The organism is Glacieibacterium arshaanense (assembly GCF_004681125.1).
GTDB lineage: Bacteria > Pseudomonadota > Alphaproteobacteria > Sphingomonadales > Sphingomonadaceae > Polymorphobacter_A > Polymorphobacter_A arshaanense.
Genome location: NZ_SIHO01000003.1, coordinates 501,772 through 517,892, shown reverse-complemented (window position 1 = coordinate 517,892; position 16,121 = coordinate 501,772). Strand labels below are relative to the sequence as shown.

Annotated in this window: 18 protein-coding genes and 1 tRNA gene; 5 read left to right on the top strand and 14 right to left on the bottom strand. The window is 66.4% G+C overall.

The window, feature by feature from the left end:
- Window position 1 precedes the first annotated feature (1 nt).
- Window positions 2-553: a glutathione peroxidase gene (locus EUV02_RS14435; RefSeq protein ID WP_135246970.1), complete on the top strand. Its 552-nt coding sequence runs from the start codon at window positions 2-4 to the stop codon at window positions 551-553.
- 73 nt (window positions 554-626) lie between these two features.
- Here the strand turns inward: EUV02_RS14435 and EUV02_RS15700 are convergent, their stop codons facing one another.
- Window positions 627-773: a hypothetical protein gene (locus EUV02_RS15700; RefSeq protein WP_166430640.1), complete on the bottom strand. Its 147-nt coding sequence runs from the start codon at window positions 771-773 to the stop codon at window positions 627-629.
- 76 nt (window positions 774-849) lie between these two features.
- On the opposite strand from EUV02_RS15700, the gene EUV02_RS14430 reads away from it, so the two are divergent.
- Window positions 850-924: transfer RNA gene (locus EUV02_RS14430), tRNA-Thr, on the top strand.
- 61 nt (window positions 925-985) lie between these two features.
- On the opposite strand, the gene EUV02_RS14425 is transcribed toward EUV02_RS14430, so the two are convergent.
- The 12 genes from EUV02_RS14425 to EUV02_RS14370 all read right to left on the bottom strand — a co-directional run bounded on the left by EUV02_RS14425 (window position 986) and on the right by EUV02_RS14370 (window position 12,589).
- Window positions 986-1,804 carry a tyrosine-protein phosphatase gene (locus tag EUV02_RS14425; protein ID WP_135246969.1) on the bottom strand — a complete coding sequence of 273 codons (819 nt, stop codon included), beginning with the start codon at window positions 1,802-1,804 and terminating at the stop codon, window positions 986-988.
- Window positions 1,805-1,886: 82 nt separating this feature from the next.
- Window positions 1,887-2,942, bottom strand: a complete 1,056-nt coding sequence (locus tag EUV02_RS14420) for an MDR family NADP-dependent oxidoreductase (RefSeq protein WP_207790200.1) — start codon at window positions 2,940-2,942, stop codon at window positions 1,887-1,889.
- Window positions 2,939-3,799 carry an HTD2 family dehydratase gene (locus EUV02_RS14415; RefSeq protein WP_135246968.1) on the bottom strand — a complete coding sequence of 287 codons (861 nt, stop codon included), beginning with the start codon at window positions 3,797-3,799 and terminating at the stop codon, window positions 2,939-2,941. The genes EUV02_RS14420 and EUV02_RS14415 overlap by 4 nt, the downstream gene beginning before the upstream one ends.
- A complete protein-coding gene (locus EUV02_RS14410) occupies window positions 3,799-5,388 on the bottom strand; it encodes an acyl-CoA dehydrogenase family protein (RefSeq protein ID WP_135246967.1) in 1,590 nt (529 codons plus the stop codon). Before EUV02_RS14410 ends, EUV02_RS14415 begins: the two co-directional genes overlap by 1 nt.
- Window positions 5,385-6,599 (bottom strand): acetyl-CoA C-acetyltransferase, encoded by a 1,215-nt coding sequence (locus tag EUV02_RS14405; RefSeq protein ID WP_135246966.1) that lies wholly within the window; start codon window positions 6,597-6,599, stop codon window positions 5,385-5,387. The genes EUV02_RS14410 and EUV02_RS14405 overlap by 4 nt, the downstream gene beginning before the upstream one ends.
- The gene (locus tag EUV02_RS14400) at window positions 6,596-7,798 is read right to left on the bottom strand and encodes a CoA transferase (RefSeq protein ID WP_135246965.1); all 1,203 of its coding nucleotides are present in this window, start codon (window positions 7,796-7,798) and stop codon (window positions 6,596-6,598) included. Before EUV02_RS14400 ends, EUV02_RS14405 begins: the two co-directional genes overlap by 4 nt.
- A gap of 3 nt (window positions 7,799-7,801) precedes the next feature.
- Window positions 7,802-8,953: an acyl-CoA dehydrogenase family protein gene (locus tag EUV02_RS14395; RefSeq protein ID WP_135246964.1), complete on the bottom strand. Its 1,152-nt coding sequence runs from the start codon at window positions 8,951-8,953 to the stop codon at window positions 7,802-7,804.
- 94 nt (window positions 8,954-9,047) lie between these two features.
- Window positions 9,048-9,956 carry an SDR family NAD(P)-dependent oxidoreductase gene (locus EUV02_RS14390; RefSeq protein WP_135247041.1) on the bottom strand — a complete coding sequence of 303 codons (909 nt, stop codon included), beginning with the start codon at window positions 9,954-9,956 and terminating at the stop codon, window positions 9,048-9,050.
- A gap of 125 nt (window positions 9,957-10,081) precedes the next feature.
- Window positions 10,082-10,426, bottom strand: a complete 345-nt coding sequence (locus EUV02_RS14385; RefSeq protein ID WP_135246963.1) for an ArsR/SmtB family transcription factor — start codon at window positions 10,424-10,426, stop codon at window positions 10,082-10,084.
- On the bottom strand, window positions 10,426-11,088 hold the full coding sequence (locus EUV02_RS14380) for a peroxiredoxin (protein WP_279379528.1): 663 nt from the start codon (window positions 11,086-11,088) through the stop codon (window positions 10,426-10,428). Before EUV02_RS14380 ends, EUV02_RS14385 begins: the two co-directional genes overlap by 1 nt.
- Window positions 11,089-11,193: 105 nt before the next feature.
- On the bottom strand, window positions 11,194-12,144 hold the full coding sequence (locus EUV02_RS14375; RefSeq protein WP_135246961.1) for an alpha/beta hydrolase: 951 nt from the start codon (window positions 12,142-12,144) through the stop codon (window positions 11,194-11,196).
- 58 nt (window positions 12,145-12,202) lie between these two features.
- Window positions 12,203-12,589, bottom strand: coding sequence for a VOC family protein (locus EUV02_RS14370; protein ID WP_135246960.1), 387 nt, complete (start codon window positions 12,587-12,589; stop codon window positions 12,203-12,205).
- Between the two features lie 164 nt (window positions 12,590-12,753).
- Here EUV02_RS14370 and EUV02_RS14365 point away from each other — a divergent pair, with 164 nt between their 5' ends.
- Complete coding sequence (locus tag EUV02_RS14365) at window positions 12,754-13,599, top strand: phytanoyl-CoA dioxygenase family protein (RefSeq protein WP_135246959.1); 846 nt, start codon at window positions 12,754-12,756, stop codon at window positions 13,597-13,599.
- Window positions 13,596-14,411 (top strand): phytanoyl-CoA dioxygenase family protein, encoded by an 816-nt coding sequence (locus tag EUV02_RS14360; protein WP_135246958.1) that lies wholly within the window; start codon window positions 13,596-13,598, stop codon window positions 14,409-14,411. The genes EUV02_RS14365 and EUV02_RS14360 overlap by 4 nt, the downstream gene beginning before the upstream one ends.
- Here the strand turns inward: EUV02_RS14360 and EUV02_RS14355 are convergent, their stop codons facing one another.
- Window positions 14,412-15,032, bottom strand: coding sequence for a 2-hydroxychromene-2-carboxylate isomerase (locus EUV02_RS14355; RefSeq protein WP_135246957.1), 621 nt, complete (start codon window positions 15,030-15,032; stop codon window positions 14,412-14,414).
- Between the two features lie 241 nt (window positions 15,033-15,273).
- Here EUV02_RS14355 and EUV02_RS14350 point away from each other — a divergent pair, with 241 nt between their 5' ends.
- Entirely contained in the window at window positions 15,274-16,080 is an 807-nt protein-coding gene (locus EUV02_RS14350) for an enoyl-CoA hydratase/isomerase family protein (RefSeq protein ID WP_135246956.1), read from the top strand.
- Window positions 16,081-16,121: the final 41 nt, after the last annotated feature.

Below are 16,121 nucleotides of genomic sequence, written 5' to 3'. Positions count from 1 at the left end.
CATGTACAAGCTGCTGACCCTGACCGCCGCCGCAATTGTCGCGGTCGCCGCCGCCCCTGCGGCGCTGCCCGGCAATGCCTATGGCTTCAACATGGAAACCATCGACGGCAAGCCGATGCCGTTCGCGCAGTTCAAGGGCAAGGTGCTGCTGGTGGTCAATACCGCGAGCTTCTGCGGCTTCACCCCGCAATATGAAGGCCTGCAAAAGCTGTACGAGACCTACTCGGCGCAGGGGCTGGTCGTCATCGGCATCCCGTCAAACGACTTCAACCAGGAATCGGACAGCAACGCCAAGATCAAGGAATTCTGCGAATCGAAGTTCGGCATCCGCTTCCCGATGACCGAACGCAGCGTCGTCACCGGCAAGAATGCCGCGCCGTTCTACCAATGGGCGGTCAAGACGATGGGCCCGTCGGTCGAACCCGAATGGAATTTCCACAAATTCCTGGTGGGCCGTGATGGCCAGCTTCTGCAGTCGTTCAACCACAAGGTGACGCCAATGTCGCCGGCACTGCAGGATGCCATCAAAAAGGCGCTGGCCACACCCGCCTGATTGCAACGACCTACGCGGCGAATTTGTTCAGTCTTTACGGGTCCTGAGGGTTCTGCGCGAAGTTTACAGCTAACTAATTGTTAACTTCATTCTCTTCGTCGCCTGCGGCACCTTCGGCACGGGCGCGCGCCTTGCGCCGCGCCAGATTGGCGCGCAACGCTTCAGCGAGCCGCGCATTGCGACGCTCGGCCTCGGTTGCGGGTTTGCTCGGTTTTGCCATGCAAAATGCCTTGCCACGACCCGACGCGGCTTGACAAGGCGGTGACCCCTCCTCCATAGCCGCGCCTCGCGAATGTGCTGCCGTAGCTCAGTGGTAGAGCGCATCCTTGGTAAGGCTGAGGTCCGGAGTTCAATCCTCCGCGGCAGCACCATTCGCGAAGACCCCCAAAGCCCCCCGAAAATCACGCCGACCGCCGTCGGCGCGGCTGCGCGTCAGCCCTCGATCAGCTGCGCGGCAATCGCTTCGCGCAACGCCGGCGTGACGCCGCAGGCGGCTTCGGCATAGGCCTCGACGCTGCCGTGGCGTTCGCGAATCGCGGCAAACGCGGTGTCGAGATAGGCGGGCTCGACCGACATCACGACGCGCACCGCGTCATCATCAAGCGGCACCGACGCATGCGCGCGCACCAGGCGACCACCGGCTTCGATGCGGCGTTCGACGTCGCCGGCAGTGTTGGTGAGCAGATAATCTGCCATGATGTCATCGGCATGCACGCCCATCAGCGCCTGCAGCAGCGCCACCGCGAGACCGGTGCGGTCCTTGCCGGCCAGGCAGTGCACCAGGCTGGCGCCCTCGCCGCGACCGAGTGCCGCGAAATAATGGCTGAAGCTGCCGGCGAGCACCGGACGGAACGGCATCACGGCATAGCTGTTGGTCATGCGCAGTCGCGCCTCCGCAGCGGCACCGCTGGCGAGTGACGCGGCGGGCGCTTCAACTTGCGAAGCCGCCGCCTCGACATGCGGGGCGGAACCGGCGCCGGTGGTTTCGCCGGGGGCGAAGAGCACCGCTGCGGCAAAGCCCGGCCCGCGACGGCACGGGTAGAGCAGGCGTTCGTTGTCACCGCGCAAGTCGATGATGTTGGCGATCCCCAGCGCGTCGACCGCGGCGAGGTCGTCCGGCGTCGCTTCAAGATGCTGACCCGACCGGAACAGTACGCCCTTCCGCAAGCGGCCACCGCCGGCGACACCGTAGCCGCCATAGTCGCGGAAGTTGTGGACACCGGCGAGCGGCAGGACGCGATTTTCCGACATAGTGATTTGCTGCCCAAGTAACGTGATTTTGGTCGTCCCTAAACAGGATTCGGTTAAACCGCCAATTGCCGATTGCAGTGCGTCAGCTTGATGACACTGGCAGCGTCGGATCGGGTGAAATGCGGACCATCGTCTTGCCGAACGCATCGCCCTTGAGCATTTCGGCAAAGCTCGACGGGATTGCCATGAAGCCGTCGCGGATGTCTTCGCGGTAGCGTATCCGGCCGGCGGCGACCTGCGGCGCGACATCGGCGAGGAAGCGGTCGTGCCAGCTTTCGACAAAATCGCCGACGAACAGATTGTGGACGGTGACACCGCGGGCTTCGGCAGCGCGCCGTTCGGCGGCGATGGCGTCGGCGGGGGTCGCATCTCCGTAATGCGCGATGATGCCGCAGATCGTCATGCGCGCGTCGGCGTTGAACAGTGCCAGCACCGCCGCGAACACCGCGCCGCCGACGTTTTCGAAATAGACATCGATGCCGGCGGGGCACGCCGATTTGAGGTCCGCGGCGAAGCTGGGCGACAGGTGCGACACGCATGCGTCAAAGCCGAGTTCATCGACAACGTAGCGGCATTTGGCGTCACGCCCGGCAATGCCGACGACGCGGCACCCGGCGAGTTTCGCCAGCTGCCCGACAATCTGCCCGACGCCGCCCGCGGCTGCCGATACGACGACGGTTTCGCCGGGTCGCGGCGCGCATTGCAGCATCAGCCCGGCATAAGCGGTCAGCCCGAGCATGCCGAGCACGTCGAGCGCATTGCTGATCTTGCCCTGCGCGGGGTCGAGCTTGCGCGGGATCATATAGGCCGGCCGCGCGACGCCTTCGCCCATCAGGCCATATTCGGCCCAGCCGTTGGTGCCGAAAACGAAGTCGCCGGGCACGATGCCGTCGATGTTGCTGGCGACCACCTGGCTGACGGTGCGCGCATGGCACGGGTCGCCCGGGGCAACCGCGCCGCGGCGCTGATAGCCCCATTGATAGGGGTCGAGCGACACATAGATCGTCCGCGTCAGCGCCTGGTTCGGGCCGGGAACCGGCATCGCGGCTTCGGCGACCACATAAGTCGCCTCGGTCGGCCACGGTGTCGAGGGCACCCCGGCGAGCGTCCAGTAGCGGTTCATGCGGTCCTCGCTCATGACGCAGCGCTTTGCGCCGAACCCGCCATGATCTGGCGCCCATCGGCGGCAAACGCCGCGAGTTCGATGTCGGCGCCCTGCCCGCGCAGCACCAGATGCAGCGCTTCGCCGCAGATTGCCGGTGACAGCCCGCGGAAGGCGAAGCCGGCGAGCGCATTGTCGCCCAACCCACGCCGCGCGAGGTCGAGTAATAGCGTCGCGGTCAGCGGGCCGTGGACGACCAGCCCGCGGTAGCGTTCCTCGTCGGTCGCATAGGGCAGGTCATAGTGGATGCGGTGGCTGTTGAAGGTCAGCGCGGAGTAGCGGAACAGCAGCGGTTCGGTCGGCGTCAGCGTGCGGTGCGCGTGCCATGCCGACGGGTCGAAGCTTCCGGCACCGGGCGCGGGTGGCGACAGCGGCGCCTCCGGGGCAGCCGCACCGCGATAGACGATACTTTGCGTTTCACGGACCGCGACGCCGCTGGCGCCGGCGGTTTCATGGCCGACATCGACGAACACCAATTGGCCCGAACCGCCCGATTTCTCGGTAATCGACAGGATGCGCGAGGTGCGGGTGACCGCCTCGCCAATGTGCAGCGGTGCCAGAAATTCGACTTTGCTCGACGCCCACATGCGGCGCGGCAGCGGCACCGGCGGCATGAAGCTGTCGGGGCTGTCATCGCGGCGCGGGTGGCCGTCGGGGCCGAGCCGTGCGGTCGGTGCATCGGGCAGGCCGAGGCACCAGTGCAGCCCCTGCGGCACGCTGCCATCAGCAGGCGCGTCGCGGTCGAGCGTCGCGAGCCAGCGCGTCACCAGCCCGGCGTCGATGCGGTCGCTGAGGCGCTCTTCGCGGCCAATCCAGGTGTCCCAGTCGCCCATCAGTTGCGCCCCCCCGCCAGCCCGCGCGCGATGACCTGCGCCTGGATTTCGGCGGCGCCTTCGAAGATGTTGAGGATGCGCGCGTCGCACAGTACGCGGCTGATTTCATATTCGAGCGCATAACCGTTGCCACCGTGGATCTGCAGCGCCGCATCGGCATTGCTCCACGCGGCGCGGGCGGCGAGCAGCTTGGCCATGCCGGCTTCGATGTCGCAGCGCTTGCCCGAATCCTTGGCGCGCGCGGCGGCATAGGTCAGCTCGCGCGTCATGACGAAATCGGCGAGGCTCATCGCGAGCTTGTCGGCGACGCGCGGGAAACCGATGATCGCCTTGCCGAACTGCTTGCGGTTGACGGCGTATTCGCGCCCGAGGTCGAGCGCGCGCTTGGCGACGCCGACGGCGCGCGCGGCCGTCTGTATGCGGGCGCCTTCGAAGGTCCGCATCAACTGCTTGAAGCCCTGCCCCTCCTCGCCGCCGAGCAGTGCGTCGGCGGGGGCGGACATTGCGTCGAACTGCAGCGCATATTCGCGCATGCCGCGGTAGCCGAGCACCTCGATTTCGCTGCCGGTCATGCCGTCTGCCGGGAACGGATCGGCCGCGGTGCCGCGCGGTTTGGGGACGAGCAGCATCGACAGGCCGGCGTAACCCTTGGCATCGGGCAGGGTGCGGACCAGCATCGTCATCATGTCGGATCGGCTGGCGTGGGTGATCCAGGTCTTGGCGCCGTCGATGACCCAGCCGGAATCGCCCAGGCGCGCGCGCGTCTGCAGCGAACCCAGATCGGAGCCGGTGTCGGGTTCGGTGAACACCGCGGTCGGCAGCACTTCGCCGCTGGCGATGCGCGGCAGCCAGTACGCCTTTTGCGCGTCGGTGCCGCCGGTGGTGATGAGCTCGCCGGCGATTTCCGAGCGCGTGCCGAGCGACCCGGCGCCGATCCAGCCGCGCGACAGTTCCTCGGTGACGAGGCACATGACGAGCTTCGACAGCCCCAGCCCGCCATATTCTTCGGGGATGCAGACGCCGAAGGTGCCGAGCGCCGCCATCGCGGCAACGGTGGCATCGGGAATGAGGTCGTTCGCCAGATGCCATTTGTGCGCGTGCGGCAGGATTTCGCTGTCGGTGAAGCGGCGATATTGTTCGCGGATGGCGTCGAGTTCGGCGTCGTGCAGGCTTTCGCTCGGGGTCTGACCGTCGGCCAATGCCGCCGCAACCGCCGCGCGCACTACGGCCAAGTCTGCGCTAAGCAAAGTGTCAGCTGCAGTTGCCAAAACGGCGGCTGCGGCTGAGAGCCCGAGGTCGGCGGGGCGGAAGATTTCGTTCTGCCCCATCGGCAGCCCGCCGGTCAGTTGCCCGATGCTTTCGGCGAAAATCAGGGTCGCGACCTGCCGGTCGAGCGCTATGCCGCCGGCGTTGCTGTCGAGCCAGCCGGCGACGGCTTCGAGGGCTGCAACGGTTGTCGCCACCCAGGCAAAACCGTGCGCGGCGCGTTGTTCGGCGTCGATGGCGCGCTCGGCAAGCCGCGCCGTCAACGCGGCCTTCGCCGCGTCGCGGTAGGTCTGCGCGGCGGCCAGATAGGGCAGCAGGTTCATGCGCGTTCGAACACCGCCGCAATGCCCTGACCGCCACCGATGCACATCGTCTCCAGCCCGTAGCGCACGTCGCGGCGCTGCATTTCGCGCGTCAGATTGGCGAGGATGCGGCCGCCGGTGGCGCCAATCGGATGGCCCAGCGAGATGCCCGAGCCGTTGACGTTGAGGATGGCGTGGCGGCTGTCGTCGTCGCTCCAGCCCCAGCCCTTGAGGCAGGCGAGCACCTGCGGTGCGAACGCCTCGTTGAGCTCGATCAGCCCGATGTCGCCCCAGGTCAGTCCGTTGCGCGCGAACAGCCGCTGCGTCGCCGGCACCGGGCCGATGCCCATGCGCGACGGCTCGCAGCCGGCAGCCGCCCAGCTGTGGAAGAAGGCGATGGGTTCAAGACCGAGTTCTTCGAGCTTGTCCTCGGCGACGACGAGGCAGGCTGCGCCCGCGTCATTCTGCTGGCTGGCGTTGCCCGCGGTCACCACGCCGCCTTCGATCGGACGCAGCGCGCCGAGCGATTCGAGCGTCGCATCGCTACGGTAGCCTTCGTCGTGGTCGAAGACTGTAGGCGGACCCTTGCGCTGCGCGATGCTAACCGGCACCAGCTCGTCGGCGAACAGCCCGTTGGCCCAGGCGGCGGTGGCGCGCTGGTGCGAGCGGACGGCATAGGCGTCGCAGGCTTCGCGGCTGATGCCATAGTCCTTGGCGAGGTTTTCGGCGGTTTCGATCATGCCGGAAATGACGCCGAAGCGTTCGATCGGCTGGCTCATCACGCGACCGCGCGTCAGCCGGTCGTGCAGCGTCATGTTGCCCATCCGCACGCCCTTGCGGACATCGATGCTGTAATGTTCGACGTTCGACATGCTCTCGACGCCGCCGGCCACGACGATGTCGCTGACGCCGGTCTGGACCATCATCGCGGCGTTGACGATGGCCTGCAGCCCCGAGCCGCAACGCCGGTCGAGCTGATAGCCCGGCACCTCGAGCGGCAGCCCCGCCGCGAGCCACGACCAATGCGCGATGCACGGCGCCTCGCCGTTGCCATAGCCTTGCGCGAACACCACGTCGTCGACGCGCTCCGGATCGACTCCGGTGCGGTCGATCAGTGCCTTGAGCACGATGCCGCCGAGTTCACCGGCGGTGAGCGACGACAAGGCGCCGCCGAACTTGCCGACGGCAGTGCGGATCGGCGCAACGATGGCAGCGCGACGAAGTTGGGTCATGAGGCAATTCCTACCGTTCCTGAGTCGATGAGGCGGGCGATTTCGCCCGATGAAAGCTTGAGCACTTCGGCGAGCATCTGTTCGCTGTGCTGGCCGTTGCGCGGTGCCGCTTGCACGGGGGTGCGCTCGAGCTGTGGTATCGTGCCGAAGGCGCCAGCGGCGGGATAGGCGAACCCCGACGGGTTGGCATCAAACGCAGTGAACATCGGGTTGTTGCCGACGAGGCGCGGGTCGTGCGCGGCGTCGAGCATGGTGCGGTACGCCGAATGGACGATGCCCGCGCTGTCGAGCGCTGCGGCAAGTGCGGCATGGTCGCGCGCGCCAATGGCGGCTTCGAACAGCGGGTAGAGCGCGTCACGGTGGTCGAAACGCAGCCCGTCGTTGCTGGCAAAGCTGACGCCGCGCTGCGCCTCGATGGCGGCAACCGCGTCGTTCAGACCGAGCGCGCCGAGCAAATTCGCCCATTGCCGGTGCGTCACCACGACAATCATCGTCCGCACGCCGTCGCGCGTCACGAAATCACGCCCGAAAAGCCCGTAGACCGCGTTCCCCAGCCGTGGCCGGTTGGCGCCGCTGTGCAGCACTTCGGCGATTCCACCGAGATTGGCGACGGTGCCGATGGCGACGTCGGACAGCGGAATCCGCACCTCGCTGCCCTCGCCGGTCTTCTCGCGGCGGCGGATGGCGGCGAGCAATGCGAACGCCGCATAGGCGCCGCTGAGCAGGTCCCAAGCCGGCAGCACATGGTTGACGGGTTCAGGCCCCGGCCCGGTGAGCATCGGATAGCCCACCGCATTGTTGACGGTATAGTCGAGCGCCGGTGCACCGTCGGCCCAGCCCATGACGCGCACCGTCACCAGATCGGCGCGGCCCTCTGCCAGCTTGGCGTGCGACAGAAATCCCTCCGCCGGGAAGTTGGTGATGAACTGGCCGGTGGCGCGCACCAGCGCCTGCAGCAACTCGCGGCCTTCGGGCTTCGACAGGTCAAGCGCCACCGACTTCTTGGCGCGGTTCAGGTTCTCCCAATAGAGCGAATCATTGCCCTCGGTGACCGGCCAGCGCCGGTAATCGGGGCCGCCGCCGACCTGGTCGACACGGATGACCTCGGCGCCGAACTGCGCGCAATACAGCCCCGCCGTTGGCGACGCGACGAACGACGACGCCTCGATGACGGTCAGCCCGTCGAGCAGGTTATACACGGATCACGCCTGTGCAGCCCACTCACGCAGCATGTGCTTGGCGATCTGCAGCTGCAGGATCTGCGTCGTGCCTTCGTAGATGCGGTAGATGCGGGCATCGCGGAAAAAGCGCTCGGCGTCATATTCGGCCAGATAGCCGGCGCCGCCGTAAATCTGCACGACGCGGTCGACGACGCGCCCGCACATTTCAGTCGCAAAGACCTTGGCCGCGGCGGCCTTGCGCAGCACATTCTCGCCGGCGTCAGCACGGCGGCAGGCGTCTTCGAGCATGCATTCGGCGGCGTAGATCTCGATCTCGCTTTCCGCCAGCATCTGCTGGATCAGCTGGAAGTTGGCGATCGGTTCGCCGAACGCTTTGCGTTCATTGGCGTAGCGCAGCGCGCTGTCGAGCGCGCGGCGGGCGTAGCCGGCGGCAGCCGCGCCGACCGAAAGCCGGCCGTTGTCGAGGCTCTGCATCGCCATCACGAAGCCGCCGCCCTCGGCACCGAGAAGCGCGTCGGCGGGCAGCTTGACGTCTTCCATGATGATGTCGGCGATATGGCTGCCAGCCTGGCCCATCTTCTTGTCGGACTTGCCGACGGTGATGCCCGGCGTGTCCATCGGCACGATGAACGCCGACACATGCGCGTTCTTGGGCAGCGCTTCCTTGTTGGTGCGCGCCATGATCAGCGCGACATTGGCGAACGGCGCATTGGTGATGTAGCGCTTGGTACCGTTGAGGACCCAGCCATTGCCCGACTTGACCGCGGACGTCTGCATCGCCGCGGAATCCGACCCCGAGCCGGGCTCGGTCAGGCCGAACGATGCAATCTCGCCGGCGGCGAGCCGCGGCAGCCATTCGGCCTTTTGCGCGTCGGTGCCGCCGCGCTTGAGCGCCGAACACACCATGCCGATGTTGATCGAGGTGATCGAGCGGTAGCACGGCATCGCGTAGCTCAGTTCGCGGATGGTGCGGACATACTGCGCGATGTTCATGCCGGCGCCGCCATATTCTTCGGGCATGGTCAGGCCAAACAGCCCCATGTCGCGCATTTCGGCGAGGATATCGTCGGGGATCGCATCGGCTTCGATGATGGCCTTTTCGGCCGGAATCAGCCGTTCGCGGACGTAGCGCTGCAGCTGTTCGATGAACTGGTCGAAAACATCATTATCCATGGCAATCATCCCTCAAAATGCGGCGCGACAGCGGTTAAGTTCGGCTGGTTGCGCCCGAAATTTCAACGCAAAAATGCAAGACGGTGGTGCGGTTTCAAATCGGGTCATAGCCGAAAACATGCGCCGACACTTCATCGGCGCGGGCAAAGCTCGGCTGAAACGCCGGGATCAGTTCGGCGGCAATCGATTCGGGCGTCCAGCCTTCGAGCTTGGTCATCGAGCGCACCGGCCGCGGCTTGCTGAACAGCACGATCTCGTTCTTGCGCACCGAGAAGATCTGGTTGGTCACCTCTGCCGACGCATCCGACGCCAGATACACCACCAGCGGTGCGATCTTGTCGGCGCTCATCGCCTTGAACTTTTCGAGCCGCGCCTTTTGCGCCGGCGTTTCAGCCGGGATCGACGCGGTCATCCGGCTCCACGCGAACGGCGCGATGCAGTTCGAGCGCACCCCGGCGCGTGCCATGTCGAGCGCAATCGACTGCGACAGCCCGACGATGCCGAGTTTCGCCGCCGAATAATTGGCCTGGCCGATGTTGCCGATCAGCCCGCTGGTCGAGGTGAAGTGGATAAAGCTGCCCGACTGCTGCTCGCGAAAGTACGGCGTCGCCGCCTTCGACACGTTGAAGCAGCCGTTGAGATGCACGTCGATGACCGCGCGCCAGTCCTCGTGGCTCATCTTGTGCCAGATGGTGTCGCGCAGGATGCCGGCGTTGTTGACCACCGCGTCGATGCGCCCGAAGCGCTGGACGGCATCCTCGATGATGGTGGTGGCACCGGCCGGATCGGCGACGCTGGCGAGATTGGCGTGCGCCCGACCGCCCGCTGCGATGATGTCGTTGACCGTGTCCTGCGCCGGGCCGGCATCGCCGCCTTCACCGCCGCCGCCGACGCCGGGATCGTTGACGACGACTGCGGCGCCGTGTGCCGCACACAGCAAGGCAATTTCGCGCCCGACACCGCGCCCGGCACCGGTGACCGCGACGACTTTGCCTTCAAGCATGCCCATGCCAAATCCTTCCCCAAACTGCCGCCGCTGTCACCGCAGCGCCGTGCAGCACAGCCAATTGCGCCCCGGGGGCCATTTGTCACCCGGTTTTTGCGTCGCAGGCGGCGCCGCGCCGGAAGCTACAGGATCTTCGCGAACATCGCGGCCGACGCGACCGGTCGCCGTGGCACCTTGGCCGCCGGGGCTGCGGGCCCGGCAAACGCCTGCAACAGGCCGGTCGTGGCCGCAAAGCCCGCCGGATCGATGCGGTAATAAACCTGCTTGGCGGCGCGCCGCGTTGCCACCAGCCCGGCCTTGCGCAACAACGCGAGCTGCTGCGACAGCCCCGGCTGACTGATACCCGACGCCGTTTCGATGGCACCGACCGACTGCTCGGCGGTAGCGATCAGCGTCAGCAGCGCCAGCCGCGTCGGGTGGCCCAGTACGCGCAGCACTTCGGCTTCGGCTTCGAACGTGGCGACCATTAGCTGTGTCCCGGGGCTTCGCCGTCGGGGCGGCGGCGGTGGAACCACGCCGGATCGTCGGGCATCGCCAGCACCGCCGCCTGGTTGGAACTCGGCGGCAGCAGCACGTCATCGCCGGGCTGCCAGCCGGCGGGCGTGACGATATGGTCGGCATCGACGCGCTGCAGCGCCGCGATGACGCGCAACATCTCGTCGACCGAGCGGCCGACGGTCGGCGGATAGCAGCAGCTGGCGCGGATGATGCCGTCGGGGTCGATGAAGAAGCTCGACCGCATTGTCGCTGAGTCGGTGGCGTCATCGGCGATCATGCCAAAGGCGCGGCCGACGTTCATCGAGGTATCCTCGACGATGGGAAAATTGACTGTGACGCCAAAGGCTTCGTGGATGGCGCGCACCCAGGCCAGATGCGCGTACAGGCTGTCGACCGACACCGCGAGCAGCGCGCAGTTCAAGGCGGCGAAGCGATCGGCGGCGCGCGCCAGCGCGACGAACTCGCTGGTGCACACCGGCGTGAAGTCGGCGGGGTGCGAAAACAGCAGCAGCCAACGGCCGCGGAAGCTCGAAAGGCTGACCGGGCCCATCGTTGTGCGCGCTTCGAAATCGGGGGCCACGTCGCCGATGCGCAACACCGGCCAAACGCCCGCACTTGTTGATTCCGTCACGCGTATGGCTCCCATGCGACTGCCGGCTGGTATTGCCGTCTCACATTCCTACTCGATTACATCATCAATGTAATTGAATTTGCGTGGAACCGGTGTGCTGCGGCGTTATGGCTTGAGCGCGCGTTCGAGCGCGCGCTGGCTGTCGAGCCATGCCGTTTTGCTCAGCGCCGAATCGGTGGCGAACTGGAACGCGTGGAAGGCGCCCGGATAGACGTGGAGTTCGACCGGCACGCCGGCGCGGGTCAGGCGGCGCGCATAGTCGAGGTTTTCTTCGAGGAACAGGTCGAGCGCGCCGGTGGCAATATACGTCGGCGGCAGGCGCGTCAGGTCGGTGGCGCGGGCGGCGGCCGCATAGGGTGACACATCGTCGCCGCCCGGCGCCGCCCCGAGCAGCGCCGTCCAGCCGAAGATATTGCTCTGGTGCGTCCAGATGAATTCGCCCGCATAGGGGTGCGGGTCAGGATGCGTGCAGGTGCGGTCGTCGATCATCGGATAGATCAGGTGCTGGAACGCCAGCGCAAACTCACCGCGGTCGCGCACCAGCAGCGCCAGCCCGGCCGCCAGCCCGCCGCCGGCGCTTTCGCCCATGATGCCGATGCGGGCGGCATCGACCCCGAATTCGCCGGCGTTGGCCACCAGCCAGCCGAGCGCCACGTAGCAATCCTCGACGGCGCCGGGGAAGCGCGTTTCGGGCGCCAGCCGGTAGTCGACCGACACCACAACGACATCGAGCGCTTCAGCGAGCACGCGGTGCGCCGGTGCGTTGGCTTCGGCACTGCCGGCGATATAGCCGCCGCCGTGGATATGCAGGATGGCGCCACGGTTGGTGGTTGCCGTGGCGGGGACGTGGACCGACACCGAGACATCGGGCGCACCCGCCGGGCCCGCGATGCTGCGCCGGCTCGACAGCACCGATGCGCCCTGGTCGCCGAAGCTGAACGACCGCGGCGGCGCGGCGCGCATCAGCGGTAGAATCGCCTCCGACAGCTGCAGCTGCGGAAAGGTTTCGAGCAACCCGAAGAGTTCCGGGTCAACAAGGTGGCGACTGGCAGACATCGGCAAAACCCCCAAGGCAATGATGCCCAGAGCTAGCGCGCGCCCGCGCCGCTGTCAGCTACTTCGTGACGCCGCCGCGCTGCAGTGCTTCGACGACATGGCCTTCGGGGTCGCACAGCATGGCATAGGCCAGGTCGAGCGCGGCGATGGTCTGCGTCGGCGTGGTGACCGCAGCGCCGGCCGCGACCGCACGCGCCACGAATGCACCGATGTCGCTGGTTTCGAAGACCAGTATGCATTCGCCGGGCGTCGCCGGCGGCGCGCCCTTGTAGTTGATGACGATAAGTGCCGCCGAACCGGCTTCGGGCGACTGCAGGATGATTTCGCAGAAGCGCTCGTCCTCGATGCGCTGCGCGATCGTGAAACCGCATACCGCCATGTAGAAAGCGGCTTCGGCATCGACATCGGCGACGACGATCTTGGTCATGGTCAGCGCGGCGTTCATGCGAAAGTCTCCATCCTGTTGTCGTGTGCGCGCGGGGCGGCCACCGAATCGTGGCTAACACAAAGTTGGAAACCATTCCCAAATATCGTTGACTCGACGCGCGAACGGCCTGAGCATCGCTGCACGCCTCGAGCAGAAGGCGAAAGTCACCGAGGGGAAATCCGATGGCAACCGCCCAGACAGCCGTGCCTTTGGCCCCCGCCGCGCGCGCCGACCTCGCCGCCGCGCGCGAAGCGCTCAAGACGGTTGGCTGGTGCGTCGTTCCCGATGTCATCGATGCCGCGCGGACCCGCGAGGCGCTCGACCGGCTGCATGTGGCGGCGGCCGAAAACGCCCGGCAGGGGCTGCCGATTTACATGCCCGAGCTTGACCCCAACGCGCACAATATCCGCGTGTTCTTCCTGCTCGAACGCGACGCGATTTTCCGCGAGCTGATCTGCAATCCGGTGGCGGTCGATCTGGTGACGGCGCTGCTGGGTGACGATTTCCTGATTTCGAACTTCACCGCCAACATCGCGCGGCCCGGCGCCAAGTCGATGTCGCTGCATTCGGACCTGGCGCTGGTGGTGCCCGCGCCGTGGACGGCGCCGTGGTCGATCAACATCATCTGGTGCCTGTCGGACGTGCGCTTCGAAAACGGCGCAACGCTGTTCATACCGGGCAGCCAGCACTGGCAGACTCAGGCCGATGTGCCCGCCGACGCTTTGCAGCGCCTGCAGCCGTTCGAGGCCAAGGCCGGGTCGATCGTCGCGATGGACGGCCGCGTCTGGCACACCTCGGGCGCCAACATTACCGCCGACGAGGACCGCGCTTTGCTGTTCGGCTATTACACCAAGCCGTTCCTGCGCCCGCAGATCAACTGGAACGCCGGGTTGACACCGGCGACGCAGGCGACAATCGATCCGCAGCTGCGCTACTGGCTCGGGCTCGGCATTGCCGCCAATGCCAGCGAAGCGGTCGAGCTGCTCAATGCGCGGCGCATCAACCCGAACGAAGGGCCTGCCCGATGAACGCCACCGTTGCCGTGACCGCCGCGCCCGTGCTGCCGCCACCGACGCGCGACATCGCGCAGGGGCTACGCAACATTGCCGATTTCGGCTTCACGATTGTGCCCGACGTGCTGACCGGCGATGCACTGACGGCAACGCGTGACGCGCTGTACCGCGCCGCCGCGTCAGACCGCGCGCGGGGTCGTGAGCAGCATTTTGGCCTCGATTATGCGCATGACAGCTCGAACCAGCGCGTCTGGAACGTGCTCAGCCGTGATCCGCTGTTCGAGGATCTGGCGTTTCATCCCGTCGCTATCGCTTATGTCAAAGCACTGCTCGGCTGGCCGGCACTGCTCGGCAATCTGTCGGCGAACATCACCGGGCCGGGCGGTGGCGAGATGGTGCTGCACGCCGACCAGATCTTCATGCCCGAGCCCTGGGCCGCCGACCCGCAGGGGATGAACGTCGCCTGGTGCCTTGATGACTTTACCGAAGCCAATGGCGCGACGCGCTTCGTGCCGGGCAGCCACAAGTTGAACCGCGCGCCACGCGCCGACGAAGCCGATGCGCCGACGGTGGCGATGGTCGCACCGGCGGGCTCGATCGTCGTGTTCGAAAGCCGCGTCTGGCACAAGACCGGCTTCAACCGCACCGCGTCCGAACACCGCGCCGGGGTGTTCGGCTGGTACACCAAGCCGATCTACCGCGCGCAGGAAAACTGGTTCCTGTCGCTGCGCCCCGAAGTCCGCCAATTCGCCAGCGACGATGCGCTGGTGCTGCTCGGCTACCGCGCCGAAGGGCTGGGGCTGGTGCACGGCATCTCGCCGGCCTGATCAGCCGCCGCGCTGCTGCTTTTCAATCCGCTGCCGCACCAGCGGCAGCTGGTCGTTGCCGAAATACATGTGCTTGTCGTCGACGAAGATTGTCGGTGAGCCGAAGGCGCCGCGGGCAATCGCCTCGTCGGTATTGGCGCGCAGTGCCGCCTTGACTTCGTCCGACTGTGCCCGCGCTGCAATGGCCGCGCCGGGCAAGCCGCATTCATCGGCAACCGCAATCAGGCATGCCACATCGTCGAGATTGCGCTGGTCGGCGAAATAGGCGTGAAACGCCTGCGCCGCGAACCTGTGCAACTGCGCCTGATCGGCCTCGAGCGCGCAGCAGAACCGCATCGCCGCGACCGACTTCAACGGATGATGCGGCGATGGAAAATTCATCGGCAGCCCCGCCAGTTCGGCCCATTCGCGCAGCCACTCGAAGCTCTTGCGCAGGCGCGGTGCGGCCGCTTCGGTGCGGCTGGCATAGACCGCCTGATTGACCGCGTTGAACACGCCGCCGACCAGAAACGGCCGCCAGTGGATGGCCGCACCGGTCTCGGCGATGATCGGTGCGATATTGTGGAACGCCAGCCGCGTCCACGGCGACGACAAATCGAAGAAAAACTCTACCTTGACCATGCGCGACACTCCCCGGACGCGGACTTTGTGCCGCCGTGCTGCAGGCTAGTGCCGGGCGCCACTCGCGACAAGGTCGACGGCCGCGCCGGCAAAAATGCGGCTTGGTTTACGTTAACGTCAATCTCTGCTAGCCAAGCCGTCGGCGGCGCGCCAATATTGCACCCGCATGGCGCCAGCGCCACAGCCTGCGCCGCAGAAGCGCAGCCATATAAGAATGACCACCACGGGGAGTTTTGAATCCATGCCGCAGCCCTACACGACGATCAGCATCGAAAAGCGCGGTCAGGTTGACTGGCTGACGCTCAACCGGCCCGAAGCGATGAATTCGATCTCGCTCGAAATGGTCGATGATCTGAACGACTATTTCGGCAAGCTCTACCATGACCAGAGCGTGCGCATCGTTGTCATGCGCGGCGCCGGCCGGGCGTTCTGCGCCGGGCTCGACATTCGCCAGCGCGACAATGCCGATGACCGCAAGACACCGTTCGGCGGCGGCTTCGGTTTCCAGGGCTATCTCGCCGACGTCTACATCAAGATGCGCCGCTGCCCGCAGCCGATCATCTCGCTGATCCACGGCCCGGCGTGCGGCGGCGGCTTCGCGTTCGCGCTGGCGTCCGACATCCGCATCGCCGGCGAATCCGCCAAAATGAACGCGGCTTTCATCAAGCTCGGGCTGTCGTCGTGCGACATGGGCGTCAGCTATTTCCTGCCGCGCCTCGTCGGCGGCTCGATTGCCTCCGAATTGATGCTCACCGGTCGCTTCATCCATGCCCCGCGCGCGCTCGCCGTCGGTCTGGTCAGCGAAGTCGTTGCAGATGACCAGCTCGAAGTCGCCGCCCAGCCCTATATCAGCGAAATGCTCGCGGCCTCACCGATGGGGCTGCGCATGACCAAGGAAGGCCTCGCGATGGCGATCGACGCGTCGAGCCTCGAGGCCGCAATGGCGATCGAAAACCGCAACCAGGTGATGACCAGCCGCTCGCCCAATTTCGCCGAGGGGATGCGCGCGTTTCTCGAGAAGCGGCCGCCGGTTTATGTGCAGGATTGAAGACTAAGAGCGCGCCGCGCGGGCAGGCCTGAGGCCTGCAC